The organism is Polymorphum gilvum SL003B-26A1, assembly GCF_000192745.1.
Taxonomy (GTDB): Bacteria; Pseudomonadota; Alphaproteobacteria; order Rhizobiales; family Stappiaceae; genus Polymorphum; species Polymorphum gilvum.
Map to the genome: position 1 here is coordinate 538,342 of NC_015259.1, position 25,849 is coordinate 564,190.

Here is a 25,849-nt window from a genome sequence, read left to right on the forward strand (position 1 = left end):
GCTCAATCCTCCAGGAAGAACGACAGCTGCCGGACCTGCTCTTTGTGGCTGGCGGCCCAGTTGTTGTAGATGGTCAGCGCCCGCGAGGCCGCATTCCGCATCGCCTGCGTCTGGCCACGCTTGCTCATCCATTCGAGAAGGCTCTTCAGCGCGGCGTGCGGTTTGAAGTTTTCGTTCTTCAAAGTGTCTGCCGCATTGATGCCGCTGCCGTCATAACAGGCGCCCATGAGAACGAAGGCCTGATCAAGATCAGCAGTGAGACGCCGACGGTGCCGTCCCTGCCAGTCGCGGGCGATTTCCAGCGGGTCGTTGAGATAGAAGACCTTCTTTTCCTCGCGTGCCCAGCCGCGGTTCACGAATTCGTCGGGTGCGATACCCGAACCGCGCAAGACCTTCTGCATTTGGTCTCTGGCAAGCTCGGTCTTGCCGTCGAAGATACGTAGGAACTGGCGGGTAATCGGCTCTGCGACCACGGGTGGGGGCTCGGCTGCCTTGTTGGTATCTTCGTCGATGAGCTGATTGATACCAACCAAAGCATCCTTAACGGAGATCGGACGACCTTCGTCCACGTACACCTTCCCATAATGCTGCGAGAAATACTCAAGCGCCTTGCCCCGCCGGATGACTTGAAGGTCAGCCGCGGGCAGACCGGCCCGTGCGTGGTTTTCAAGCAAACCCTGAAGCTGGCGGACATCTGCCAAGACCTCACGACGCATTCGACCCCAGCTGACGGATTTTGGCTCTTCAGTCCGCTTTCGGCAGACATGGATTATGTCGTACTCAACCTTCTGAGAGCCGAATTGCCCGTCGCCTTTGGTCTCGTCTGATCTAATCGGATAAGTCGCCTCCAGATAGAATCCGGCATCGAATAAAGACTCCAAGACAGACACCCACGGCGCATCTTCGCTGTGATGGAAAGTAAACGCGAGCATGCCGCCGGGTTTCAATACCCGGTGTGCTTCTTTCCAGCACGCCGTTAGAAGTCGTTGGTAAAAGCCGTTTGGATCCTCTGGTTCACGATAGCGGTTAGCGACGGCTTCCAGTGTTTTTGGGGTGTACTCAGCCGAGAAAACGTCTGGGTATCGTTCTCGCATGACTATACGCAGCCAAACATAGAAAAAATCGGATAGCTCAGAGTACTGGACCAAATCGCCAAACGGCGGATCGGTAATCACTAAGTCGAACATATCCGCCGAATAAACGCTCAAATCTGTCGACGAAGCTTGAAGGACGCTCCCGCCTTTCACAGCGTCGAAAGGCAGCGCCTTTTCGCTCTTTCCGGAGCACTGGCCCGATAGATCGGGATGTGTTCGAGCTAATTGCTCAAGGCTTATAAGCTCCCAAGGATGCTTCGCCCAATCGGCCGACTCCACGGCACCTTCCACACAGGAGGACCAGTTTCCCCTGCCGAGTGTACCGAAGACACTATTCTCAATTGCAGTAAGTTTTGGGTGGAAACTGTTTCGCGAATAATGAGGCTCCATCTTGTCAGCCCCAGAATTCCAGAAACAAAACATATTCTGGTTACGCAAATATTGCTGGAATGCCGCCATAACATACTCGCGCGTTTCCCAGGCGTAGCTTCCAGCCGTCGTTATTGACTTAAGAAGTAGTCCATGGACCATCAATTGGCGAGGATTAAACATTGTCCACCAGTGAGTGAAGTGATGCCCCTCAACGTCATGTGGACCAATTTCAGCGCCAATAGGAATTGCGCTTCGCGGCCAAAAACCAGCTAGGTCTCCGTTCTTTCTGTCTGCCCACTCGCTGCAAGCCGCATCAAACTGCTTCGCAATTCTAAGATCAAATGGTGCAAAGAACCGACCGTTGTATGGTCTTGAACTCTGGTCAGATTTGGGTGCGTATCCTTGTACAGCATACCCGGCCAGTGGTGCGGCTTTTCCGAACTGTCGAGCAGAATCCAGCAAATCTTGAACAGTGCCGCACGAAGCGCATTCAAAGTGTGAGCGTTTTGGAACCGTGCCGGCGGCTCCGTCCGTTCGGAAAGTCACGCCAGTATCTGGGCAAATTACTTCGTCAGGGAGTGCCCCCCTCACTTCGAGAAGGCGTATCTTAGAGGCTCTTTCGCGATCCCACCGTTCGCTTGAGACGGCGTCATCATGCGGCGACCCTCCGAATGGAGCGCCGTTAGAATCGATCTTTGGGCTGCCAGCCAGCCATTCAGGATGGACCAGGAGCGAGAGCTCGACCTTCTTGTTTTTGCCTTTGCCGAGCTTCACCATTTCAGTGTGGGAGCAATGGGGGCAGACGACGCGACCCTTCGGATCGAGTATCGAATAGGAAGGCTCGTCAGGTGCGACGTACAGCGGGACGTCCGGCGCCATGCGCGCCTCAGCTTCCTCGATATCGAAACGCTCATTGCACGACCGGCACGTGTGCTGCCAATGTTTCACCGTCAGCGTCTTTATCGCCATGACGGGGTTGGTCATGATCGGTGTGCGGTGACCGCAGCCTGTCACCTGGCAAGGTCCATGTTTCGCCCAGAAGGTGTAGATGATCTCCGGCCCTTCGTAGCTGTAGTCCTTCCGCTCCTCGGGCTTGAGGGAGAGCGGGTCGAAGTCCTCGCTCATAACCTTCCCGGTCGGCTTGTGCGTCCATGTTCCTTTCTCGCCGTTCGGGCCATCGCAGTAGTAGAACGGCATGATCTGCGGCTTCACCTCGGCCTCGATATCGGCCAGCAGGCGTTTCACCTCGTCCAGATCGACATCCGCCAGCTCCTGCTTCACCACAAACCAAGCTACAGGATTGAGGTCGTTGCCTGACATCTGCATGCCCAGTCGAGAGCCTTCAACCAGCGTGGTGCCGCCTCCCATGAAGATGTCAGCCACCTTCAGATGCTTGAAGGCGCCCTTCTTCTGGTGGTTGGCGTAATAGTTGTCCCACACCAGCTTAGCCGCGAGTGAAGGGTCCTCAGGGGCTTTTGTCGCCGCTGCGATCAGCATCGAGCGAAACACGCTGGAACGACGCCGCGCCCACCATTTTGACATCTGGTAGATCGGCTTTCCGGCATTGCCTTCGATGACAGCCACCTGATTGACCGGCAGGATCGGGAAATCTACCTCAAGACAGGTTTTCGGTCGGTTCGGGTCGCTGAAGTCGACTGTCTCAAGTGCAACGGGCCTACCGGCACCAACTGCGCGCGCGACCTCTTGGGCGATCATTTCCTTCTTGGTGGCCATTCGCGCGAGTTCCTTATTTCGTTATTTCAACAAAGGGGCAGAGCATTTCGAGAAGCGACAGCCCGCCGTGTGCAAGCGTCGGGTAACCCCCTTGGCTCTTCCACTTCCAGCGTCCGACCGCCAGCAGGTGCTTGCCGTGCGGACTTTCCATTTGAAGTGCGACCGGGGGGACGAAAGGGCCGGCGTCATGGTCGCCTGATAACAGCCTACCGCTCTTCAAGGCACCCTTGAGAAAGGCGGCCTGATCCTCGGCCGCATCGAAGAAGAGCCCAGTCGCCGCGTAGCCGTGATCTGAAGTGATCACCAATCGGCGACCGGTGGCGAGACGTTCAACAAACTCCCAGAAATCATCGCTGGTCAGCTGTACCGCGATATCGCGCGTGAGAAGGTCCAGTCCTTGGCCAGCGCCAGAGCCATCGTGTAGCTTGCTGTCTGGCCACTGGTGCCAGAAAACCCAGTTCGGGGAGGCGTCGATCAGGCCCAAGCAATCCTTCCATGGGAGGTCTATGCACTCCGTCTTGGCAGGTGCCAGGCGATGCACGAGGCTACCGCCGTTGTTCTGGAGTTGGCTGCGGCTCCCAAAGCCGAGCGCCTTGGCAAAGGCGTTCGTCTCCGACGGTATCTCAGCGCCGTAAGCTGTGGACGTATGGACAACGAACCCGCGCGCCCTTGCGCCTTCGACAAGCCAAGGCATCTCTCTAAGGCTTAGACCATCGAGGATCAGGACCGCCTTCGCGCTATAAGGCGCTAACCACCATTCAACGATCTTGTCGGCATTCCTTGGAGCCGCGCTGGTAAACGTCGGCCACAACTCCCATGCGACCGACGAAAGAAAATGGTCCAGTTCTCCAATCGCGCGGTCACGTCGCGTCACCTCTCCGGGCGCCTTCTCCACGTCGAGCGGTGCGCCGCATATAGCCAGCGCCCTCTCGATGACCTCTGCCCAGGCTTCAGTTTCCGAAGCGGTCGTCAAGCCGGCGAGCGTCTCAAGGTTTAAGGCCATCAGCTGCCCTCCTTGTCGAGCGACAGTTCAAACGTCATGCCGTCCGGCAGCTTTTTGAGTAGCTCCTTGAGCTGGGCACCGGTTGCCGCATCGACCTTGATCATGACGGATTTGACTGGCGTTGCCGGGCCGATCCCCCAGCCTTCAAGCTTACCGATGAGATTAAGAGGCGACGTCGCCGGTGCCGCGTAGGGCATGCGTGGGCTCCCAGCACCACCACCAAAAATGCCGCCGCCGGGCTCAGGAGACGGCTGCATTCCGCCTGTGCCAGTGCCTGTCTGCCCACCCGACATGTCGCCGGGCGGTGTTGGCGTGGGTGCCATGCCGCCGCCGAAGAGGCCACCGTTACCGGATGATCCGGCACCTGGTTGAGGGTTGGTTCCTCCCGTTGCAGGGACGGCTGAAGGCGGCAGCAGAAACACCTCTTCTAGCTGACGGCCGGTGTAAGACAGCTTGGGTCTCAGGCGTCGCCAAGCACTCTCCTCCTCTTCACCGGCCTGAGCCTGGAGGTACTCCATCCCTCGGAGATTGATCGCGATCTTGCCCTTCGCACACAGGCGCACGATCCGCTCCTTCATGGCCGTCTCACCGAGCCAAGGGATGCAATCTTGGCCCGCGGGGCGAGGCTCCTGCAGTTCCTTGAGGAGCTTGCCAACCGAGCTGTTGTTACCGGCGGCTTCGAGGACGAGCTGTTCGAAGTCCTCTGGTACGAACAAGTCATTCGTTAGCGCCGCCTCAATGGCCTCCGGCACCTTCGCTCCCTGTTCACGGAGCGTTTCGACATGGAACTCGCATTTCGTCGGGTCGCCGAAGTTCCACCTGTGCAGGACCGCAAACCGGTCAAACCGCTTTTTGAGAATGTCCCGCAGTTCGCCTTGGTATTTCGACTGAAGCTTGCGGTACTCAGGGTTTTGCGCCCCCCACTCTTGCGCCTTCATTTCTGCCCTGGCGAGGACAAGCAGGTCGCGATCGTAGAAGGCGTTCGATGTCCCGTTCCGGGGGATCAAGAACCGAACCGTGTTGCGCCGCTTTTGAAGATGGTCCTTGAGCCACCGTCCTAAACGTTCATTGATGCGATCCGGTTCTTCAGGAAGCACAAGGATCGGCAGCCTGTCGTCCCAGCGATCTGGCTGTTCACTCTCTTCCAGCCCCGTCCACGGATCGTTCAGCCAGTTGCGCGGAAGGGCGATGACGCGGAACGTCTTGGCTACCTCCTCGGTACCGCCGATTATGTAGCGTACCTCTTTCGCCAGCTGTCCTAGGTCCGACCCATCTGTGAAGAGCTTGTCGTTCCTTGCAGAGGCCATGACTTTGGCTTGAGGGTTTTCCTCTTCCTTGAAAACAAGCCGTGCGCCGTCCTGGTGAATGTTGAAGCTGTTCTCGATGACCGTCGCCAGCTCGACCTGGAAAGCATTGTCGTCGACCGGTTTTGCTTGCGTAAGGTCGACCTGCAAGGCCGCAGGCTCTGCACCCGCCAAGTTACCGACCGCGATCGAACGCAGCCACAGCGCGCCAACGATCTCCTGAAGGTGAGGTACCTTGGCCCCATGATCCGGCACAGCCTCGGTTACTGACGTCAAATTCCGGAGTGCTTTGTCACGCAGCGCGCGATGTTGCTGATTGGCAACCGAGTCGAGAAGCGCACCAATTCCGGATGTGTCATCGTCCAGTCGGAAGTCGGCTGCCGTCAGAACAGACGATGCCTCGCCCCGGCTTTTGAACAGATTGGCCAGAATTCGGATGAGGTCACGCGTCTCCTGGGCGTCGGTGGCGACCAAAACCTGATCTTCCAGCAGCTGCAACAGGTGAGGCGCAAACGGCCAACACTCCACGAAATCGTGTCGCTTACGATCTTGTTCTGACGTGGGCGTGCCAAGCAAGCGGAAGTACTCCGCGATGTGAACGCCAAGAACGCCCTCAATCGCGGCCTCGCCGATCTGAAGCCGGTTTTCAAATAGCCTGTGAAGCAGCATTCGGCGGCGATCATGCTGTATCTTGTCCGGACTTCCACCTGCCCGAAAATCGACCTGAACCGGGTTAACTCTGTGGATTTGCTGGTAAGCGTCGCTGGTTCCGTTCCTCACCGAAACCACGAGGACGAGGAGATCCGGATACTCCTTGGCGATCTCGGAAAGGATCTGAATGAAATTGAAAGCCCAGTTCTTCCAGGGGTACTGCTTGGTATTCGTAAGGCCGTCGAACCAGGTTTGAAATTCATCGAGGAGAAGCATCGTCGGCGTATGACGAAGCAATTCAAGGATCAGCTGATCGGACGGGATATCAGTCTTCCCGGCCCCCATCCCTTCCCATTTTCCTTTGATGTAAGTACCATGAGGGTGACGTTCGAACAGGATATCCCAAAGAAACTTGTACCTTTGGCGGTGCAAGCTCTCGCCAATCACGTGCATGCCATTCCGCAGAGGAATCTGCCCAATCGTGGGTTCAGCGAGGGTGGTTGACCAGTTCCTAAGCCAGTCGCCTGTCGATGTCGGATCGCTGACAGCGTGGAAGAGCGCTGCCATCAAGTGCGACTTACCAAGGCCGCGCTCACCGATGACCACAACTGGCCGTCCCTGCTGAGGGCCAACCGCCTCGATCCCCTTTAGCAGGTCAATCGTCGGGTATGTGATCTCCAGAAAGTCGCGCGCAGGAACCTGCGTGGCGCCTGTATTGGCGTCATTCGAAAGTTCGATAGCCGTCCCCTTGAGACGCCGCCCTTTGAATTCTTGCCGCAGAACTAGTCCGAGCATCATCGGTCTCCTTCAGTCATCGGTGCGTGCGCCATCGAGCGGAGGCGACATGCTCAGTAGTACAATCTGTTGGTCCTGAGGTCGGCGTGTCGATGGATCGACATCGAGACCAAGTCGCTTGAGGGTGTAATAGAGGAACGCCCTTTTGACCTGAATTTCTGCCACGCCGCGAGACATGCCATAGTCCAACTCAATGATCCGCTTCTGCCCTGATGTGAGCTTCGGGTGAGGGCCAATTGTGAGGGTGACGGTCTGTTGCCAGTCTAAGTCGTCCTGGGCGCACACACTTGCGCTGCGTCTCTCTCCTACAGCGATAATTCTGGAGATAACGAAGTCCTTGAACATGGAGTCGTTGGCGCAATAGGCGCGGACATGCCATCGAAAACCGTCGAAGCCGATAGCGTGAGGTTCGATCCAGCGCCAGAGCGGCTCTGGCTTCGCCATGGATTGATACTCAATCTCCAAAGCGTCCTTAGCCCTGACCGCAGTGATGATGTCCCGCAAGACCATAACGTCGATACCGCGTGCCGGAGTTGTCGCAACCTCGACCGGTGTCGTCCCCATGGACCACACATGGTCTGGCTGAAGGGTTCCTTCGGCCAAAGATCGAAGCTGGGCGAGGAACTGGTCAGCACTTGGTTTGAAGAACTTGGGTGCGTATGTCTCTCGACGCACGTAGGATTTCGCACTCTTGTCGTAGATCATGTTGTCCGGCGCCAACGCCAAATAGCGGTTGAGGTCGGTTGATGCTTGCTGAACAGAAATCCCAAAAGTGTCGATCAGATCGCTCCTGTTCACGAAACCCTCCCAAAACAGCCGGGTCTCAACGAACTCAAGCCGCTGCTCGACACCCCATCGAAGCCCCAACATGTGCTGACTGGCCATCGCCGCTCCTGCCAAATGGGCCAAGCGACTCGATGCAACGAGAAACTAGACCCACACGCACGCTAGGGTCACAAGCAGGGTAGGGCAAGGCTAGAATTGCTTGCTAGCACGCTGAAATCGATGAAGAAATGAACATAACAGGAACAGCGGCGATCAACGGGTGACCTATGAAATTTCGGGCGCCGAGAAGTTGGATCGCGGATGTATTCTCAGCCTGAACACAATCATAAATGATTCTGCTTATCAGCGTGTCTTGTGATTGCCATTCATGATGTATTCGATTGTCGCTTCAATTGTCTGATCAAGGCATGGGAAAAATTGTGTCTGGGTAAAGCACTGTAGATGATCAAGTCCCGATAATTCAGGTTCTGCACCCACGATCAGGTGCTTCTTCCGAGCTGTTATATAACCAATCTCCACGCGAGGAGCCTGATTATCCATTCTCCTCGGCAGCCACATAATGACGGCGTCAGAACCATCAATTGCGCTTCTTTCCCACAAGACAAACTCAGCGTGGCCATCAAGATCACGACGAGGATTGGGGGCAACCGTTGTTGATGGGTCGATTAAAGTAGCCGCGTAGTCGCTTAGTTTCTCGATGACATGAGAGCGCCAAGCGCTCGGCGTGCCATCGCGATACCCTCCCATGTATATAACTGGGCGCAATAAAGCGGTTTCATCGTGCGTATTTTCTCGTGTGATAACTTTGAGATTTTGAGGTCGCCCGTCGCCTCGCCCGAAGAGGCCAAACAGCATTTGTTGCCGCTTTCATTTGTTGAGGTCCAAGAAGCATCATAAGAAATATTGAGTGTAAATTCTATTTTGTTATTTCGTTCCGAAAAAAGAAGCCCCGCCTTGCGGCGGAGCTTCAGTCGTCGATCTAGGCCGTGTCAGGCTGCGGGCTTCAACGGCTTGGGCGCCATGCGCTGGCACTCCAGCCACTTGTTGAATTCGGCGCGGTCGATATAGACCCGGCCACCGATCTTTAGTAGCGCCGGCTTCAGTCCATTCGTCTCCGCATGGAAGATCCACCAGCGCAGTGTTGGCTCCGTGATGAACGGCGCTTCCGCCGCTACCTGCCTCACGGTCGCCAGGTCCCTGTAGTCAACCATGTTAACCTCATGGTCTTGGGGCCTATAAAGGAGCAGGAACCTTCCTTATGCCGGAAAACGGCACCACCTTCAATTCCTCACCTTCCGCCTGACCTTTCACCGCCGTCGCCGTATCCTCGAACATGTCTTCGCCGAGGCTTTCCACCAGCCCTTTCACGTGGCTCTCCGACAGGTGCGCGTACCGGCGCACCATCTGAAGGGTGCGGTGGCCAAGCACCTCCGCAATCTCCACCAGGCTCGCGCCCTTCATGGCCAGATAGCTGGCCGTCGAGTGCCGCAGATCATGGAAGCGGAAGTCCACCAGCCCGGCCTTGTCGCGGGCGTTCTCCCAGGCGGTGCGGATGTCGATGGGAAGCACGCCGTCCGCGCGCGGGAAAAGCCAGCGCGTCTTCGGCGCATGGGGCAGGGCGGCGTACAGCGCTTCCGCCTTCGCCACCTGACCCGTCAGTAGGTCCCGCAGGTGGCGGGCGAGGGGCGCGGCCCGTGTGTCCCCGTTCTTCGTATCCCGAAAGATCGCCGAGCCCCGTTGAAGGTCCACATCGGCCAGCGTCAGGCCAAGGATTTCGCTCTTGCGCGCGCCGGTCGATAGAGCGAACACCACGATGTTGAACAGCTGATCGTTGTCGCTCGCCTTGCAGGCGTCAAGCAGGACGGCGCGTTCAGCGTCACTCAGGAACCGTGTACGCTCATCCCGAATGTTGGTGATCGGCGTCACCCCTTCCATTGGGTTCTGTGTCGCCCAGCCCCACGCCTTGGCGTGCTTCATCAGCAGCGCCAGCGTGTCGCGGTAATGCTTGATCGTCTTGCGGCTCTTCGGCTTGCCAGCCGGTTCGCCTTCATCGCTCTTGCGCCGTGTGTCCCCGGCGGCGGCCAGCTTCTCAAGCTCCGCTTCGATCAATTCCGCCGTGATGTAGGTCAGCCCATAGGTGCCGAGCGCCTTCTCCCAATAGGCGAGATACGTCACCGCCGCCCGCTGGGTGCTTTCAGCCCGGTGCGGCAATACGCGCTTCTTGTAACGCTCGATCACGTCAGCGAGCGTCTTGCCCTTGGCGGCGGGTACGACGTTCTGGACTTCGCCGCGCCGGATGGCCGCTTCCGTCTGTTGCGCCCACAGCTTCGCGTCCGTCAGGCGCTTGAAGGTCTTCTGCTTCTCAGGGAGACCGCGCACCCGCACGCGGACGCGATAATAGCTATCGCCGTTGTCGCTGCGGACGCGCTTTTCGATGGTGGGCATGGCGGGGCCTCGGGGACACGCGGGGACAAATTGGGGACACTTGCTCCCATCAACATGCCCCATTCGCCAACGATTTTCAACAGGCGACTGGCGCTAAATCCCTGTAAATGCTACTGTTAGGCATTGGTGCTTGTTGAGGTCTATAGCCCTGCATGGGGCTCATAACCTGAAGGGTGAGCGGTCGTCCGCAAGGCGGCAAAACGCTCCAGTGGAGCGTTTTGAGACCCGAACGGTTCAAATCCTGCCCCCACAACCAAATCCCAACGAAAAACAAATCCTTGATCGTCTCCCGCACGGGAGGCGTTCTGATTCAGCGCGGGCAGACAGCCGCAACCCCGCAAACCGTAATCCCGGCAACCGCGAGACACCGCGTATGCGGGCAAGCCTTTGAGCATGAAGCTCGATCCCGCGGTCGGCGCAGGGACGGTACCCGGCATAAATGCGTTTGATGGGGACCGGACACCCAAAGGCGCATTGCCATGAAGCCGTCTGTCCGTCATCGTCGGGATGATCGCCCGGGAGGAATCGAAAGCGTCTTGTTTCTGCCACGGCGCGGCGCTTCGACGGCGCCGGTTCGACCGGCAAGCCAGGCAAGGCGGACTTTGTTGCCACAACCTTCAGAAGAGGAGGACGGGTGCGTGGAGAAGGCGAACACGGAACAGGCAGCCGGAAACGGCGATCGGTCTCGCGAGACTGTCTTGCGTTCGGTGTTCGACACGCGGGCCCTGACTCCGAAACAAGCGCTTTCCTCGTGGTACGAGCATATCGATGTCATGTTCGACGTGCGGGTAAATGAAGTCGGAAGTGACGGCTTCCGTGCGCATCTCGATGCGTTCATGCTGGATGACCTCGTGCTGGTCGACGCCCGGGTCGGCGGGCAGAGCTATGACCGGTCGCGCAGACGCGCCGGCCGCGACGGCATCGACCATTATCTGCTGCAATTCTACCGGAGCGGCAGTGTCGCGAGGCGCGACGAGAAAGGCGAGAGAACCAGGACGCGCCCCGGCGACCTGTGGGTGTCGGATCTGGGACAGCCGGTCATGAGCCTGGCCGAGGATGCCGAGATGCTCAATCTCATCGTGCCCCGCCGCCTGCTTTCGCCCCTGCTCAAGGCGCCCGACCACCATGCCATGCGCATTCTGCCGGGCGACACGCCGCTTGTCGCCCTGTTCCGCGATCATTTGCAGGCGCTTCTTCAGATGGCCCCCTCGATGACGAATGAAGACGCGGCACGCGTGAGCGCGCCGACGCTACAGCTTGCCGCGGCGGCGCTCAACGGCTCGGCGGAACGCGAGGACGTGACGGAAGGCGTTGAGGCCGCGCTGGGCGGCGCCATTTGCCGCTACGTGCGCGCCCACCTGCCCGGTCCGGACATGACACGAGAGCATGTTGCCAGGCATTTCGGCGTTTCTGTCCGCAAGCTCGATTACCTGTTCGCATCCAGGGACGGGTTCGCCTCATGGGTGCGCGAGGAAAGGCTGGCCCGCGCCCATGAAGCCTTGAGAGATCACGGACAGCTGCACCTACGCATAGAGGACATCGCCAACGCGCACGGGTTCAGCCACAAGGCCAATCTCGGGCGCGCGTTTCGGGCGTTCTACGGCCTGACGCCGGGCCAGGTTCGCGCCATGGCCCGCGAGCGGCTTGCCGAGGCCGGCATAGCGCAGGCAGAATCGCCCACGCACAGCGCATGGCGGCGGTGGATCGCGGCCATGTAGGCAGGCCCCGCGGCCGTAGCGCACCACCCCCTCCGGTCCGCTTGCGTGATTTGACTACGCGCTCCGCCTTCTCCTGCGCGAAATGACAATAATCCCCCGCGCCGCTCATAGCGCCTTGTCCTCGAACGCGGCGTGACGATTATCGTCGCCGAAGCAAGGGGTTATGTGAATTTTCCTCGACAGGTCGCGGCCGTATCACCAGGCGAATGAAGCGGCACGGCCTGTTTGTGCCCCGCCACAGAAAAAGAAATGGTCAGGGCATGACGCGGAAACGTTCATTTCGCAGATTTCTTCATGGTTCCACGGCGCTTGGCGGCCTGCTCCTGCTAGGAAGCCTGCCATTTCCGGCTCATGCGCTTGAAGTGATCGTGGACGGCAGCGGCGACGGTACCACGGGAACCTGGAACAGCCCTTGGAACGTTGGGGGGAGTCTCAGTGTCGGCCACGTGTCTGGGGATGATGTCAGACTGGTCATCCGGAACGGCGGGGTGGTCGATAGTACGTTCAGCAATATCGGCGAGAATTCCGGCTCAACCGGAACCGTGACGGTAACGGGTGCGGGATCGACCTGGGCCAATTCCGTCAGCCTCTATGTCGGGGTTTCCGGCTCCGGCACGCTGAATGTCGAACACGGCGGTTCGGTTGTCAGCGATTATTTCGGCTATGTCGGACTTGGTTTCGGCTCAAGCGGCGCGGCAACGGTGACGGGCGCGGGATCGACCTGGGTAAGCGGTGCAGACCTTCATGTTGGTCACGCGGGCGATGGCACGCTGGCGATCTCTGGTGGCGGTATGGTCAGTAATGTGCGCGGCTATGTCGGGTATGGTCCCGGCTCGACCGGCGCGGTTGCGGTGACGGGCGCGGGGTCGAGTTGGGCAAACAGTTCGGACCTCTATGTCGGTTATTCCGGCGACGGCGCGCTGACGATCTCCGATGGCGGCACGGTCCATGTCGACGGGATGATGACCATTGCGCGGGATACAGGGTCGACGGGCACACTGAACATCGGCGCGGCGGCGGGCGGAACCGCGGCTGGAGCGGGCATACTCGATGCCGCTTCGCTCGCATTCGGCGCCGGGGCCGGCACGCTGGTGTTCAACCACACCGATACGGACTATGTATTCGGCACCGCCATCAGCGGCGGTGGCACGATCAACCACCTTGCCGGTAACACCACTTTTTCCGCCGACAGTTCCGGCTTTACCGGTGAGACCATCGTCAATGGCGGTACACTTACCATAACGGGTGAGCTTGGCACCACCGTGACCGGCGGTGCGGAAGGCGAAGGCGCCATAATCGGCCATAGCGCCGGTTCTTCCGGCACCGTAGCTGTTACCGGCGCAGACGCGAACTGGTCGATCGCCGCGGACCTTCGGGTCGGCTTTCAGGGAAATGGCACATTGGCCATTTCCGACGGCGGGACTGTTTATAACAGAAGCAGCTTGATCGGCATCATCCCGGGCTCGACCGGCGCGGTTACCGTGACGGGCACAGGGTCAAGCTGGGATAACAGTTCGGATCTCTTTGTCGGCTTTTTCGGGAATGGCACGCTGAGCATTTCCGAAGGTGGATATGTCACCAACGGGTTCGGCACGATCGGACTCAATTACGGCTCCAGGGGAGCGGTTTCAGTCACCGGCGCAGGCTCTGTCTGGAAAACCAACCTCGAGCTATTCGTCGGCTATTACGGTGATGGCAGCCTGACCATATCCGACGGCGGCACGGTGGATGCCAATAATGGAACGGTGACCGTCGCTCGAAGCACATCCACGACGGGCGTACTCAACATCGGCGCGGCCGCGGGTGACGCAGCGGCGGCGGCCGGTACGCTGAACGCAAGCAGTCTGGTTTTCGGTGCTGGAATTGGCAGCCTTGTGTTCAACCACACCGATAGCGATTACGATTTCGGTGTCGCCGTCTCGGGCTCCGGTACGATTAGCCATCTTGCCGGGATTGAATAGCCCCGAGTTTTGTGGACACCCTCGGGTTACATTTCGTGCTGCCGTTCGAACTCGACGGGTGACAGCATCCCGTTCCTGACGTGCTTTCGCTTTGGATTGTAGAACATCTCGATGTAGTCGAACACGTCCTGCCTTGCCTCCTCGCGTGTTCGGTAGGTCCTGCGCCGTATCCGCTCGCGCTTGAGGAGATTGAAGAAGCTCTCCGCCACGGCATTGTCGTGGCAGTTGCCGCGACGGCTCATCGAGTGCTCAAGATTGTGGTGCTTCAGGAACGCTGCCCAGTCCATGCTGGTGAACTGCGATCCCTGATCGGAATGGACCAGAACCCTGCTCTTGGGCTTTCGACGCCACACCGCCATCAGCAATGCCTGCAACACGACATCGGTGGTCTGGCGGCTCTGCAGTGACCAGCCGATGACGCGGCGTGAAAACAGATCGATCACCACCGCCAGATAGGCAAAGCCCTCCTGGGTCCGGATGTAGGTGATGTCAGTCACCCACGCCCTGTCCGGCGCTTCGACATCGAACTGCCGGGCAAGGGTGTTGTCGACGACGACCGACGGCTTGCCGCCATAGGAGCCAGGCCGGCGCTTGTAGCCGATCTGCGCCTTGATCCCGGCCAGTTTTGCCAGACGAGCGATGCGGTTGGCGCAACTGGTCTCTCCCTGATCGAGAAGGTCGTCGTGCAGCTTGCGATAGCCGTAGACCCTGCCGCTCTCCTTCCAGGCCTTGCTGAGAAGCTCGGTCTGACGTGCGTCTTCCCGAGTTCGCCTGCTCAGGGGGGTCTTCAGCCAGGCGTAGAAACCGCTGGGCTGGATGCACAGGCAACGACACATCGCCCGAACCGTGAACTGCTGGCGATGCTCGGCAACGAACGCGTATCTCACTTTGCATCCCTGGCGAAATACGCGGTGGCTTTTTTTAGGATGTCACGCTCCTCGGTGACGCGCGCCAGCTCCTTCTTCAGGCGACGGATCTCTGCCGCCTGATCGCCATCAGTTGAACCGGATGGCTTCGAGAACTTCCTCTTCCATGCGTAGAGCGAGTGCTGGCTCACACCCAGCCGCTTCGACACCTCCGCAACCGGGTAACCCCGCTCGGTGATCTGCGCCACTGCATCGCGCTTGAAATCGTCACTGAAACTGCCGGTCCCCATCATGGCCTCCTTGCCTCAAAATTAGGGAAGAAGGCGTCCAGAAATCTAGGGGCTATTCACAGGCGATGTTCGTCATGTCCGGCCATTATCTCGGCTACCTGCCGGATCACTACGCCGAGGATTGGATTCAAAAAGGCATCTTCCGCCCCTTGATGGCTGCCACGACCCGCATCCAGTCAACCTTCGTGATCGCCACGCGATCGGCGGAAAAGCCGTCGACGATCCTCGACTTCTTCATCCGCGAACTGGCCGGCTTCGCGTCCGAGGTGCTTCACAAGCACGGTACGCGAGTGCGAAAGGGTTGAAGCGGGCCGCACCGGGGCACGGACTGGGCAAACATCTTCGCCTCCGCTCCGCTTGCCGAAAGCGGAGCGACCGACTACCACAAGGAAATCCGCAGGCCGGTATCCTTCGACGCTTCGGCTGCGGGTCGGGCCGCCGATCCGGCCTGCGATCCGGTAGGGAAGACGATGATCAACGAGGAGGACTTGCCGCTCTCGGGCACGCTGGTCGTCAGCATCGAGCAGGCGGTGGCCGGCCCCTATTGCGGGCGGCTGCTCGCCGACCAGGGCGCCCGTGTGATCAAGGTCGAGCGACCGGACGGCGGCGATTTCGGACGCCGCTACGACCGCCGTGTCAATGGCGAGGCGAGTTATTTCGTCTGGCTGAACCGCTCCAAGGAAAGCCTGTGCCTGGACCTGAAGGATCCGGGAGACCTGGCGCTGCTCTGGCGGCTCATCGAAAAGGCGGACGTGTTCATCCAGAACCTGGCGCCAGGAGCCGTCGACAAGCTCGGGCTCACGAAGGAGGCGCTTGCGGAGAGGAATCCGAAGCTGATCAGCTGCGCGATTTCCGGCTTCGGCCCCGGCGGGCCCTGCGGCGGGCGCAAGGCCTACGACCTGCTGATCCAGGCGGAATCTGGCCTCCTGTCGATCACCGGAACCAAGGAGACGCCGAGCAAGGTCGGCATCTCGATCGTCGACATCTGCACCGGCGTGACTGCCTATCACCTGATCCTGGCCGCCCTTATGAAACGGCAGCGGAGCGGACGGGGCGACCACATTGAGTTGTCGATGCTGGAAGCCATGACCGAGTGGATGGGCTATCCGCTGCACTACACCCACGCGGGCGCGCCGCCGCCGGAACGCGCCGGCGCCGGCCACGCGACGATCTACCCCTACGGCCCGTTTCCGACCGCCGACGGCACCGTGCTGTTCGGCCTGCAGAATGACCGAGAATGGGCGGCGTTCTGCGAGCATGTGCTCAGGCGATCGGACTGGGCGGACGAACCGCGCTATCGCGGCAACGACGGAAGGGCGACCCACAAGAACGAGATCGATCCGGTGATCCGGGAGAGCCTGGCCGAACTGTCCAGCGCGGAAGCTCTGGACCGGCTCGACAGGGCCGGCATCGGCACGGCGGAAGTGCGCGACATGGCCGGGCTGTGGGCGCATCCGCAACTGGCGGCCCGCCATCGCTGGGCCAGCGTCGCGACCGCAGCGGGCGTCGTTCCCGCCTTCCTGCCGCCGTCGGGCGACGGCTGGCGCGCGCGCATGGACCCGGTTCCCGCGCTCGGCGAGCACAGCGACGCGATCAGGGCCGAATTCGACGCCGAACACGGCACCTAAGACGGTGCGACCGTCCGATCAGGAGACGACGATGAAAACCTCCGCACCTACCGATCACGACGACCTGAGACAGGCGCTGCGCGCGCTGTGCGCCGAATTCCCCGCCGACTATCACCGCAGGCACGGCGCTGCGGGAACCCATCCGGAAGACTTCATCGGCGCGCTGACCCGGGCCGGCTGGCTCGCCGCCATGATCCCGGAGGACTACGGCGGATCGGGGCTCGGCCTGACCGAGGCCTCCATCGTCATGGAGGAGATCAACCGATCGGGCGGCAATGCCGGCCATTGCCACGGCCAGATGTACAACATGGGTACGCTGCTCCGGCACGGGTCGGAGGCGCAGAAGCGGCTCTACCTGCCGAAGATCGCATCCGGTGCTCTGCGCCTGCAGTCCATGGCGGTGACCGAGCCGACCACCGGCACGGACACGACCAGGCTCAAGACCACGGCGGTCAGGAAGGGCGACCGCTACGTCGTCAGCGGCCAGAAGGTCTGGATCAGCCGGATCCAGCATTCCGATCTGATGATCCTCCTGGCGCGCACGACGCCGCTCGCCGAGGTCAAGCGCAAGTCGCAGGGCCTGTCGGTCTTCCTGGTCGAGCTGAAGGACGCGATCGGCAAGGGCATGGAGGTGCGGCCGATCGAGAACATGGTCGGACACGAGACCAACGAGGTGTTCTTCGACAATCTGGAGATCCCGGCGGAAAACCTGATCGGCGAGGAAGGCAGCGGCTTCCGCTACATCCTCGACGGGCTCAACGCCGAGCGCACGCTGATCGCCGCCGAATGCATCGGCGACGGCTACTGGTTCCTGGACAAGGCATGCGCCTATGCCAATGAGCGGGTCGTCTTCGACCGGCCGATCGGCCAGAACCAGGGCATCCAGTTCCCGCTGGCGCGCGCCTATGTCAACGTCGAGGCAGCAAACCTGATGCGGTTCGAGGCCTGTCGCCGCTTCGACGCTCACGAGGAGTGCGGCGCGCAGGCCAACATGGCGAAGCTGCTTGCCGCCGACGCGTCCTGGCAGGCGGCCAACGAGTGCCTGCAGGTCCATGGTGGCTTCGGTTTTGCCGACGAGTACGACGTCGAACGCAAGTTCCGCGAGACGAGGCTTTACCAGGTCGCGCCGATATCGACCAATCTCATCCTGTCCTATGTCGCCGAGCACGTGCTCGGCCTGCCGAGGTCGTTCTGACGATGGGTGCCGGAGTGTGCCTGCCCCTGTTCGTTCCCGGCAACAGGCCAGAGCGGTTCGCCAAGGCTGCGGCTGCGGGGTCGGGCATGGTGATCCTGGATCTCGAAGACGCGGTGGCGGGGCCGGCCAAGGCGGCAGCGCGCGACGCCGTGCTGCATGAAGCCGACATGCTTGCCGGGGCGCAGGTGCTGGTGCGCATCAACGGCGCCGGCACGCCGTGGCACGACGCCGACGTCGCCGCCGTTGCCGGCCTGCATCGCGCGGGGCTGCTGCTTGCCAAGGCGGAGGATCCGGACCGCTTGCGCGCGCTAGCCGATGGTCTCGGCCCGGGCCGCGCGACATGGGCGCTGATCGAGACGGCCCGGGGCATGGCGAATGCGCGGCACCTTGCCCTGGCGGCGGACCGGATCGTCTTCGGCAGCGTCGACTTCTGCGCCGATCTCGGCATGGCCCATCGCCGCGACATCCTGCTGCCGTTCCGCGCCGAGTTGGTCCTGGCCGCCCGTCTCGCCGGCAGGGCCGCTCCCCTCGACGGGGTGACGACCGCGCTCGACGACCCGCGGCAGGTCTCCGACGATGCCGCCCACGCCCGGGCGCTCGGGTTCGGCGGCAAGCTTCTGGTTCACCCGCGCCAGATCGAACCGGCCCGCGCCGGCTTCCGGCCGAGCGAATCCGAGGTCGAAGCGGCGCGCAGGATTCTCCGGCAGGCCGGGGCTGGCGGTGCGCTTGCGGTTGATGGCGAAATGGTCGACGAACCCGTGCTGATCCGGGCGCGGGAACTGGTTGCACAATGGGAGGAACTGGCATGAACGCCTATGCCGACTGGATCGGTCGCTCGGAACAGGCCGAAGAAGTGCTCGGCGAGGGGCTGGTCGAGCGCTTCAGGGCGATGCTCGCCGGCACCCTGTGGGAGGCGGGCGAGGGAGCGCCACTCGGCATCCACTGGTGTCTTGCGCCGCCGGCCGTTGCACCCGAGCTACTCGCCCGCGACGGTCATCCCAGGCGCGACAGCGGCCCCGGCAGCTTCCTGCCGCCGATCCCGCTGCCCGCGCGCATGTGGGCGGGTGGGGAAATCCGTTTTCTCGCGCCGGTGCCGATCGGGGCGAGGATCGTGCGGCGGTCCCGCATCGCCGGCATCTCGTCGAAGGAGGGGCGAACCGGGCCGCTCGTGTTCGTCGCCGTCGACCACGTGTTCGATGCCGGCGGCGAAGCGCTGATCAGCGAGCGCCAGGACATCGTCTACAAGGCGGCGCCCGCGCCGGGCAACACGCCAGCCTATGCCCCGGACGCCCAGATGCCCCGAGACGGCATCCGTCTCGGGCCGGTTACGCTGTTCCGCTACTCGGCCCTGACCTTCAACGGACATCGGATCCACTACGACGCGGACTATTGCCGGAAGGAGGAAGCCTATCCGGCCTGTGTGGTCCATGGCCCGCTGCAGGCGACATTGCTGATGAACCGGGCGGCCCAGATCCTCGGCCGCAGCCCCGTGGTCTTTTCCTATCGCGGCCTTGCACCGTGTTTCGTCGACGAACCGCTGCGCATCGCGGACGGTCCGGAGGACGGCACGGTCCTGATCGAAGCGCCGGACGGGCGCATCACCATGACGGCGGAATTCCGCTGAGGCGGATCGTGCCAGAGCTTTGACTGCTGGGCCTCGACCGGAACCTTACAAGCGGCTCGGGGCGACGCCGAAGGCGGCCTTGAACTGGCGCGAGAACTCGCTTGAGCTGGTAAAGCCGCAGGCATAGGCGATGCGGGTCAGCGGCTGGTTGGCAGGGTTGGTTTCGATCATGCCGCGCGCCGCCTCGAGCCGGCGATTGCGCAACCGCTCCATCACGGTCTCACCGTTCGAAAACACCTTGTAGAGATAGCTGCGGGAGATGCCGCAGGCCGCCGCGATCCGCTCCGGGGTCAGCGCGGCGTCGCGGAAATGGGCGTCCAGATAAGCGATGACGCGGGCGCGCACGGACTGCACGGCCAGGCTGTCGTCGGACGACGTGCCGCCTGAGACCAGGAAGAAGGCCACGGTATCGAGCATCTGGCTGGTCATGAACTGGACCGAGCGCTCGTCGAGGTCGTCGACGTGACGCAGCAGCTCGACGATGAGACGCTGCATCATGTGGTAGATCGCGTCCGGCTGGACGATCGCGCGCGCCAGGATGTCGGTCTTCCGGCCGAGCCGGTGCTCGAGCGCTGACAGCGGGATCTTGATGTTGAAGGTCGAATATTCCTCGGCGACCTTGAGCCTGGCGGCGAGCCCGTTGTTGAGCAGATAGACGTTGCGGGGCATCAGCCGGGTCCCCGCCTCGCCGATCTCGATCTCGGCATGGCCGCTTTCGGGGAAAGACAGCGAGTAGAACGGTTCCGGGTCGCGCCCGCGCCGCGCCCGTGCGCGCTCGAACTGCTGGTTGCCGAAGACGATCCGGTTGAAGGTCAGTTCGCCGACCTTGCGGCTGTGCAGGCTGCCGGTGATCCGGTTGCCGCGCACGGCGCGCAGGTTCTCCGCACCCCACAGGGCGCCGAACACCGTCCGCCAGTGGTCGGCCTGGTGCCGGTCGCCGACCGTGTCCGTCGCCCCCACCAGGGGCAGCAGGTCCGCCTTGAGATCCGCCACGCCGTCGCTCATCCGATTGCCTCCGAAGTGGACGCTATCACAAGAGAAAGTGGTCTTGAGCGCAAGCCCCTGCGTCGCTCCGCCCCTATCGTCCAGGGTGAGGAGATACGGGAGGATAGAAAGCCGGGCGGCCGGCGCCGCCGCCGTGCCGACGCATCGCCTGCCCGCCCCGGCAAAAGGCCGCAGGACAAGGCCTGGCCGTTCGATCCGTTCTCCGCAGGAAGACCAAAGTGCGCCCGCCGGGCGAGCGCAGGATGCAAATGGAGGATTGCATGAACCGTTCCGTCGTCTTTGCCCTGGCCGCGAGCGTCGCGGCCTGGTCGGCCTGCGCCCATGCGCAGACGACCGAGTGGACGCTGGCCTATTTGTCGGTGAAGGGCACCATCTACGAGGAGGTCGCCCTGGCCATTCCCGAGCGGATCGAGACGGCGACCGGAGGGCGGCTGAAGATCACCGCGAATTCGTCGCTGGTAAAGGGCGACCGACTGCTGGAAAGCGTGCGCGACGGGCTGGTCGCGATCGCCCTGCCGCTTCCGGGCTACTACAGCGGCACGCAGCCGATGTTCACCGTGCCGAGCCTGCCGGGCATTTCCGAGAGCTACGATGACCTGAAGGCGCTGTCGGCGTCCGACTACGGCGCCCGGATCCGTGTCCTCTATCACGACACCTACAACGCCACCCAGCTGATGGAGACGGCGTTCTGCCCGCAGACGCTGTTTTCCACCAAGCCGATCACGACGGTCGAGGAATGGTCGGGCAAGAAGCTGCGGGTCAACAACCGCGGCACCGGCCTGGTCGGTGCCGAGCTCGGCGCCATCAGCGTGTCGCTGTCGGCGGGCGAGGTGCTGCCGGCGCTCGAACGCGGCGTCATCGACGGCGTCATCACCGACACCTGCTGGGCTCATGGCGCCGGCTTCGGTTCGGTGATCTCGCACGCCTCCGACTGGCGCCTGGGCAGCGTGGCGCCTTCGCCCGTGCTGGTCAACAACGAGGCCTGGGCGGCGCTGCCCGAGGATGTCCGCGCTCTCGTGGCGGCGGAGTTCGGGAAGATCGAGGCCGATTTCGAAGCCCGGTGGCGGCAGCGCACGGCGGAGATGCCTGCGCTGTGGCGTGCGGCCGGCATCGCCTATGCCGAGATCTCCGATGCGGAGATGGCGCGGGTCTATGCCGACGCCGTGCAGGCGCCCGTCCTGGCTGTATGGAAGGCGGACATGGAGCGCGCCGGCCTCGATGCCGACGCGGTCCTGCAGGTGGCGAGGGCAGCGGTCGGGGCCACGCGATGAACCTTGCAGCGGACAGCCTGTCGAGGGCCCGCGCGCCCTCGACACTGCCGGCCCTGGTCACCGCCGGCTCGCGCCTCCTCGGCCTGCTCGGCGTGCTGGCGATGCTCGCCAGCGTGATCATCGAGGTGGTCGGCCGCAGCTTCCTCGGTCATGCCACCATCTGGGTGACGGAGGTCACGACCTATCTGGTCGTTGCCATCACCTTCGTCGGCGCGCCCTTCGTCGTCAGCCGGAACGCCAACGTGCGGGTCGATCTCGTGCTCGACCGCCTGTCGCCGGAACGTCGCGATGCCGTGCTCAAGGCCCTGTCGTGGCTTTCGGTGTTCGTTGCGCTCACGGTGCTGTGGAAGGTCACGGGCTTGTGGGCGGAAAACCTCAAGAGCGGGACCCGCAGCTGGAGCCTGCTCAACACGCCGCTCTGGATCCCCCAGAGTGCCGTCGTCGTCGGTCTGACCGGCGTCGTGATCGCGCTAGCTGGATCCGCCGCGTCCCGATCCGGCCTGGCTGGATACGGTCCGCTCGCCGCCGCGCTGCTGTTCGCCATTCTGGGCGGGACCGGCCTGGTGTCCGCCGGCCTGTCGCCGCACCTGTGGGTGCTGGTACTGGCCGGCCTGACCGGGCTTTCCGCCTACCTCGCCTCGGGCGGCCGGGCCGTGATCGTCGCCGCTTGCGTGACGGGGCCGGCGGTCGGCCTGTTCGTGGCGACGGCGGACATGGCCCTCGCCTCCCGATCCGCCGCCATGGTCGCGGCGCTGTTCGTCCTTCTGTTCAGCGGCCTGCCGGTCGTCTTCTGCCTGTTTGCCGTCGGGCTCTTCGCCATGCTGTTCTGGCTGCCGCCGGTCAGTCTCAACGTTATCGGCGAGCGGACCTGGGAAGCGGTCAACACGTTCGAGTTCGCGGCGATTCCGATGTTCGTCATGATGGGGGCCGTTCTCGTGCGCAGCAACGCCTCGGGCGAGATGTTCGCGGCCACTCGGCTCGCGATGGGTCGGCTGAAGGGCGGGCTGGCCTATGCCTCGATCCTCGCCTCGGGAATCTTCGCCGCCGTTTCCGGCTCCAGCTTGGCGACGGCCGCCACGATGGGACGGGTCGCCGGGCCGGAAATGCTGGCCGAGAGATACCGCGCGGAACTGGCCTACGGCGTCCTTGCCGCCGGCGGGACGCTGGGCATCCTGATCCCGCCGAGCATCGCGATGATCGTCTACGGTCCGATGGCAGGGGTGCCGGTCACCGAGCTGTTCATGGCCGGCATCGTTCCCGGCCTGCTGATGATCGCGGCCTTTGCCCTGGTCGTGTTGCTCTGGACGGCGCTCGACGGCACGGCTGCGCCGGCCGGACAAGGATACGCCCTGCGCGAAAAGCTCCTCGCGCTCAGGGGCGTCGCGCCTTTCCTGGCGCTGATGATCCTGGTCCTTGGCTCTCTCTACGCCGGCATCGCCACGCCGACCGAGGCCGGCGCCGTGGGCGTCGTCGGCGCGCTCGGCATCAGCCTTGCCCGCGGCACGCTGACCCTGCGCAGTGTCGTCGGCGCGCTCGAGGAAGCGGCGCTTGCCACGTCATTCCTACTGATGATCGCGGTGGGATCGGCGGTGATGAGCTTTGCGGTCGATTTCCTGTCGATGCCCCAGGAACTGGTACGCCTCATCACGTGGCTGAACCTGTCGGACATCGGCCTGTTCGTGGCGATCGTCATCCTGTTCCTGATCCTCGGCATGTTCGTCGAGCCGATCAGCATGGTGCTCATGACCCTGCCGATCCTGCTGCCGGTGATCACGGCTGCGGGCTGGGACCCGCTCTGGTTCGGGATCGTGCTGGTGATGCTGGTCGAGATCGGCCTGATCACCCCTCCGGTCGGCATGATCCTCTATGTGCTCGCCGGGGTGTCGGACCAGAAGGTCTCGCTCGGCCGGATTTCGGTCGGAACCCTGCCCTTCGTCGGCGCCTTCCTCGCCATGGCTCTCCTGTTCTTCGCCATGCCGGAACTGGTCACCTTCCTGCCGGAGCTGGTGCGATGACCGGGGCCGGTGCGACGTTCGCAACCAGTCGGCCGCTCGAAGACTGGCTGTCGGCGGAACGGGAAGCCGGCCGGCTCGCCGGCGCCGTGCTGGAAGTGCGCCAGGCCGGCAAACCGGTCTGTCTCCGGGCTTTCGGGGCGAAGGATTCGACCGGGTCTGACGCCAAGTGGGAGACCGTCTACTGGATTGCCTCGATGACCAAGCCGATCGTGTCGGTGGCGGCGATGGCTCTGGTCGAACGCGGGGTTCTCGCGCTCGGCGACGAGGTGCAGTCCTTCATTCCCGGCTTCGGACGGCGCGGCGTCCTGTGCCGCGACGGCGCGATCATGGAGGCGCTCAGGCCGCCCGTGATCCTCGACCTGCTGACCCATGTTTCGGGCGTCACCTACGGCCAGTTCGGCGATGCCGACATCCACGCCCGCTACCTGGAACAAGGGGTCTACGACTTTTTCTCCGACAACGAGCGGATGGCGGACCGGTTGGCCGAACTGCCGCTCCTCCACCAGCCCGGCACGGTGTTCGAATACGGCATGTCGACCGATCTGCTCGGCCGGGTGATCGAGGTCGTGACCGGAACGACCCTGGACTGCGCTCTGCAGGAACTCGTCCTTGCACCGCTCGGCATGCACAGAACACGGTTCATCCCCGTACTGGGAACGATCGCGGAGCTCCCGCCGTCACCGACGCAACGGGCCCTGGCGCCGCCGTTCTCGGCCGATCAGACCTGGTTTTCGGGCGGCGGAGGCCTCACCTCGACGGTGTCCGACTACATGTGCTTTGCCGAGATGCTGCGCCTCGGCGGAGCGCTGGGCGGTACCCGGATCCTGCGCCGCGAAACGGTGGGCCTCATGCTCCAGAATCATCTGCCCGCAGGCATCGGCTACGGTGCCTATACCGGCGCTCTCGGCATCACGGCGCCCTGGTCCGGGACGGGGCTCGGCTTCGGCCTCGGCCTTGCGGTCAGGACGCGCAGGAGCGCGGACCTGCCCGGCGGTTTGGGCGAGTTCCTGTGGCCGGGCGTGTCGGGGGCCAATTTCTGGGTCGATCCCGAGAATGCCCTGACCGCCGTGTTCCTGACCCACGCTCCGGAACACCGGGCGCAGCACCGGATCGGTTTCAGGAAAGCCGTCTACGCGGGACTGGACCAGGACGGACGCCATGCGCTTTGACAAGACCGCCGTCCTGGGGGCGGGCACGATCGGCATGAGCTGGGCGGCGCTGTTCGCGGCAACGGGCCGCGAGGTCGCGGTATTCGATCCCTCGCCGAACGCCGAACGCCGCGTCCTGTCGACGATCGAGGAGGTCGCCGACACGCTGCGCGCCCTTGGGTTCTCTCATGCCGGCGAGGCGGACAGGGTCCGCTTCACCGCGGACGCCGCCGCTGCGGTCGAGGGCGCCGGCTTCGTCCAGGAGAACGTGCCGGAACGCCTGGACCTGAAGCACGGCCTCTATGCCCGGATCGAACCGGTGCTCGGTGCCGATGCCATCGTCGGCAGTTCGACATCGGGACTGAGGCTGTCCGACCTGCAGGACGGCTTTTCCGATCCCGGCCGCCTCGTCCTCGCTCACCCGTTCAACCCGCCGCATCTGGTGCCGCTGGTCGAACTGATGGCAAACGATCGCACGGACCCGGGCGTGGTCGACACGGCGCAGGCCTTTTACGAGGGCATGGGCAAGGTCTGCGTCCGGCTGCGCAAGGAAGTTCCCGGGCACATCGCGAACCGGCTGCAGGCCGCGCTCTGGCGCGAGGCGATCCATCTCGCGGTCGAGGGCGTGGCAAGTGTGGAAGATATCGACAAGGCGGTTGCCTTCGGCCCAGGCCTTCGCTGGGCGGCGATGGGACCGAACACGCTGCTGCATCTGGGCGGCGGGGCCGGCGGCATCCGCGCCTTCTGCGCGCATCTTGGCGGCGCGTTCCAGAGCTGGTGGGAGGATCTGGGCGAGCCGCGGTTGACCCCGGACGTCGTCGATGTCCTGGCCGAAGGCGTGCAGGCCATGGTGGGCGAGACGTCCCCGCAGGAGCTCGCTGCCAGGCGGGACCGGATGATCCTGGCCTGCCTGCTGGCGCACGCCCGTCTTTCGTGACTGGTCA

The 25,849-nt window shown here is 62.7% G+C and carries 20 protein-coding genes; 11 read left to right on the forward strand and 9 right to left on the reverse strand.

The features are described 5' to 3' along the window. Nucleotides 1-2 precede the first annotated feature (2 nt). The 7 genes from SL003B_RS02625 to SL003B_RS02650 form a co-directional block, all read right to left on the reverse strand. Entirely contained in the window at nucleotides 3-3,200 is a 3,198-nt protein-coding gene (locus SL003B_RS02625) for a DUF1156 domain-containing protein (RefSeq protein ID WP_013651274.1), read from the reverse strand. Nucleotides 3,201-3,213: 13 nt separating this feature from the next. Beyond that, nucleotides 3,214-4,203 carry a hypothetical protein gene (locus tag SL003B_RS02630; protein ID WP_013651275.1) on the reverse strand — a complete coding sequence of 330 codons (990 nt, stop codon included), beginning with the start codon at nucleotides 4,201-4,203 and terminating at the stop codon, nucleotides 3,214-3,216. Beyond that, on the reverse strand, nucleotides 4,203-6,956 hold the full coding sequence (locus SL003B_RS02635; protein ID WP_206771951.1) for a DUF499 domain-containing protein: 2,754 nt from the start codon (nucleotides 6,954-6,956) through the stop codon (nucleotides 4,203-4,205). The genes SL003B_RS02630 and SL003B_RS02635 overlap by 1 nt, the downstream gene beginning before the upstream one ends. A 9-nt stretch (nucleotides 6,957-6,965) precedes the next feature. Further along, the gene (locus tag SL003B_RS02640; protein ID WP_013651277.1) at nucleotides 6,966-7,838 is read right to left on the reverse strand and encodes a BrxR family helix-turn-helix transcriptional regulator; all 873 of its coding nucleotides are present in this window, start codon (nucleotides 7,836-7,838) and stop codon (nucleotides 6,966-6,968) included. A gap of 243 nt (nucleotides 7,839-8,081) precedes the next feature. Beyond that, nucleotides 8,082-8,594: a nucleoside 2-deoxyribosyltransferase domain-containing protein gene (locus SL003B_RS22615; RefSeq protein ID WP_083812032.1), complete on the reverse strand. Its 513-nt coding sequence runs from the start codon at nucleotides 8,592-8,594 to the stop codon at nucleotides 8,082-8,084. A gap of 134 nt (nucleotides 8,595-8,728) precedes the next feature. After that, nucleotides 8,729-8,950: a MerR family transcriptional regulator gene (locus SL003B_RS02645; protein ID WP_013651278.1), complete on the reverse strand. Its 222-nt coding sequence runs from the start codon at nucleotides 8,948-8,950 to the stop codon at nucleotides 8,729-8,731. Between the two features lie 22 nt (nucleotides 8,951-8,972). Continuing rightward, complete coding sequence (locus SL003B_RS02650; protein ID WP_013651279.1) at nucleotides 8,973-10,184, reverse strand: tyrosine-type recombinase/integrase; 1,212 nt, start codon at nucleotides 10,182-10,184, stop codon at nucleotides 8,973-8,975. A gap of 638 nt (nucleotides 10,185-10,822) precedes the next feature. Here SL003B_RS02650 and SL003B_RS02655 point away from each other — a divergent pair. Further along, nucleotides 10,823-11,902, forward strand: a complete 1,080-nt coding sequence (locus SL003B_RS02655) for an AraC-like ligand-binding domain-containing protein (protein WP_013651280.1) — start codon at nucleotides 10,823-10,825, stop codon at nucleotides 11,900-11,902. 260 nt (nucleotides 11,903-12,162) lie between these two features. Further along, nucleotides 12,163-13,863 carry a hypothetical protein gene (locus SL003B_RS02660; protein ID WP_158306622.1) on the forward strand — a complete coding sequence of 567 codons (1,701 nt, stop codon included), beginning with the start codon at nucleotides 12,163-12,165 and terminating at the stop codon, nucleotides 13,861-13,863. A 26-nt stretch (nucleotides 13,864-13,889) separates the two neighbouring features. Here the strand turns inward: SL003B_RS02660 and SL003B_RS02665 are convergent. After that, nucleotides 13,890-15,019, reverse strand: a protein-coding gene (locus SL003B_RS02665) for an IS3 family transposase (RefSeq protein WP_085997570.1) whose coding sequence is annotated in 2 segments (ribosomal slippage) — nucleotides 13,890-14,776 and nucleotides 14,776-15,019 — 1,131 coding nt in all. Because the reading frame shifts where the segments join, the coding sequence is not laid out codon by codon here. A 74-nt stretch (nucleotides 15,020-15,093) separates the two neighbouring features. Between SL003B_RS02665 and SL003B_RS02675 the strand changes: the two genes are divergently transcribed. From SL003B_RS02675 to SL003B_RS02695, 5 genes are all read left to right on the forward strand, one after another. Continuing rightward, nucleotides 15,094-15,324: a hypothetical protein gene (locus SL003B_RS02675; RefSeq protein WP_206771952.1), complete on the forward strand. Its 231-nt coding sequence runs from the start codon at nucleotides 15,094-15,096 to the stop codon at nucleotides 15,322-15,324. 165 nt (nucleotides 15,325-15,489) lie between these two features. Next, nucleotides 15,490-16,647: a CaiB/BaiF CoA transferase family protein gene (locus tag SL003B_RS02680; protein WP_013651285.1), complete on the forward strand. Its 1,158-nt coding sequence runs from the start codon at nucleotides 15,490-15,492 to the stop codon at nucleotides 16,645-16,647. A 31-nt stretch (nucleotides 16,648-16,678) separates the two neighbouring features. Further along, entirely contained in the window at nucleotides 16,679-17,842 is a 1,164-nt protein-coding gene (locus tag SL003B_RS02685) for an acyl-CoA dehydrogenase family protein (protein WP_013651286.1), read from the forward strand. Between the two features lie 2 nt (nucleotides 17,843-17,844). After that, a complete protein-coding gene (locus tag SL003B_RS02690; protein ID WP_041375334.1) occupies nucleotides 17,845-18,651 on the forward strand; it encodes an HpcH/HpaI aldolase/citrate lyase family protein in 807 nt (268 codons plus the stop codon). Continuing rightward, nucleotides 18,648-19,466 (forward strand): HTD2 family dehydratase, encoded by an 819-nt coding sequence (locus tag SL003B_RS02695; protein WP_013651288.1) that lies wholly within the window; start codon nucleotides 18,648-18,650, stop codon nucleotides 19,464-19,466. The genes SL003B_RS02690 and SL003B_RS02695 overlap by 4 nt, the downstream gene beginning before the upstream one ends. Nucleotides 19,467-19,511: 45 nt before the next feature. Here the strand turns inward: SL003B_RS02695 and SL003B_RS02700 are convergent, their stop codons facing one another. Beyond that, on the reverse strand, nucleotides 19,512-20,471 hold the full coding sequence (locus SL003B_RS02700) for a helix-turn-helix transcriptional regulator (protein ID WP_013651289.1): 960 nt from the start codon (nucleotides 20,469-20,471) through the stop codon (nucleotides 19,512-19,514). Nucleotides 20,472-20,731: 260 nt separating this feature from the next. Here SL003B_RS02700 and SL003B_RS02705 point away from each other — a divergent pair, with 260 nt between their 5' ends. From SL003B_RS02705 to SL003B_RS02720, 4 genes are read left to right on the forward strand one after another with little or no spacing between them, the layout of a single operon-like run. Further along, nucleotides 20,732-21,742, forward strand: a complete 1,011-nt coding sequence (locus SL003B_RS02705; protein WP_041375336.1) for a TRAP transporter substrate-binding protein — start codon at nucleotides 20,732-20,734, stop codon at nucleotides 21,740-21,742. Next, nucleotides 21,739-23,757, forward strand: a complete 2,019-nt coding sequence (locus SL003B_RS22215; RefSeq protein WP_013651291.1) for a TRAP transporter large permease subunit — start codon at nucleotides 21,739-21,741, stop codon at nucleotides 23,755-23,757. The genes SL003B_RS02705 and SL003B_RS22215 overlap by 4 nt, the downstream gene beginning before the upstream one ends. Beyond that, nucleotides 23,754-24,926 carry a serine hydrolase domain-containing protein gene (locus tag SL003B_RS02715; RefSeq protein WP_013651292.1) on the forward strand — a complete coding sequence of 391 codons (1,173 nt, stop codon included), beginning with the start codon at nucleotides 23,754-23,756 and terminating at the stop codon, nucleotides 24,924-24,926. Before SL003B_RS22215 ends, SL003B_RS02715 begins: the two co-directional genes overlap by 4 nt. Beyond that, entirely contained in the window at nucleotides 24,916-25,842 is a 927-nt protein-coding gene (locus SL003B_RS02720) for a 3-hydroxyacyl-CoA dehydrogenase family protein (protein ID WP_013651293.1), read from the forward strand. The genes SL003B_RS02715 and SL003B_RS02720 overlap by 11 nt, the downstream gene beginning before the upstream one ends. The last annotated feature ends 7 nt before the right edge of the window (nucleotides 25,843-25,849 follow it).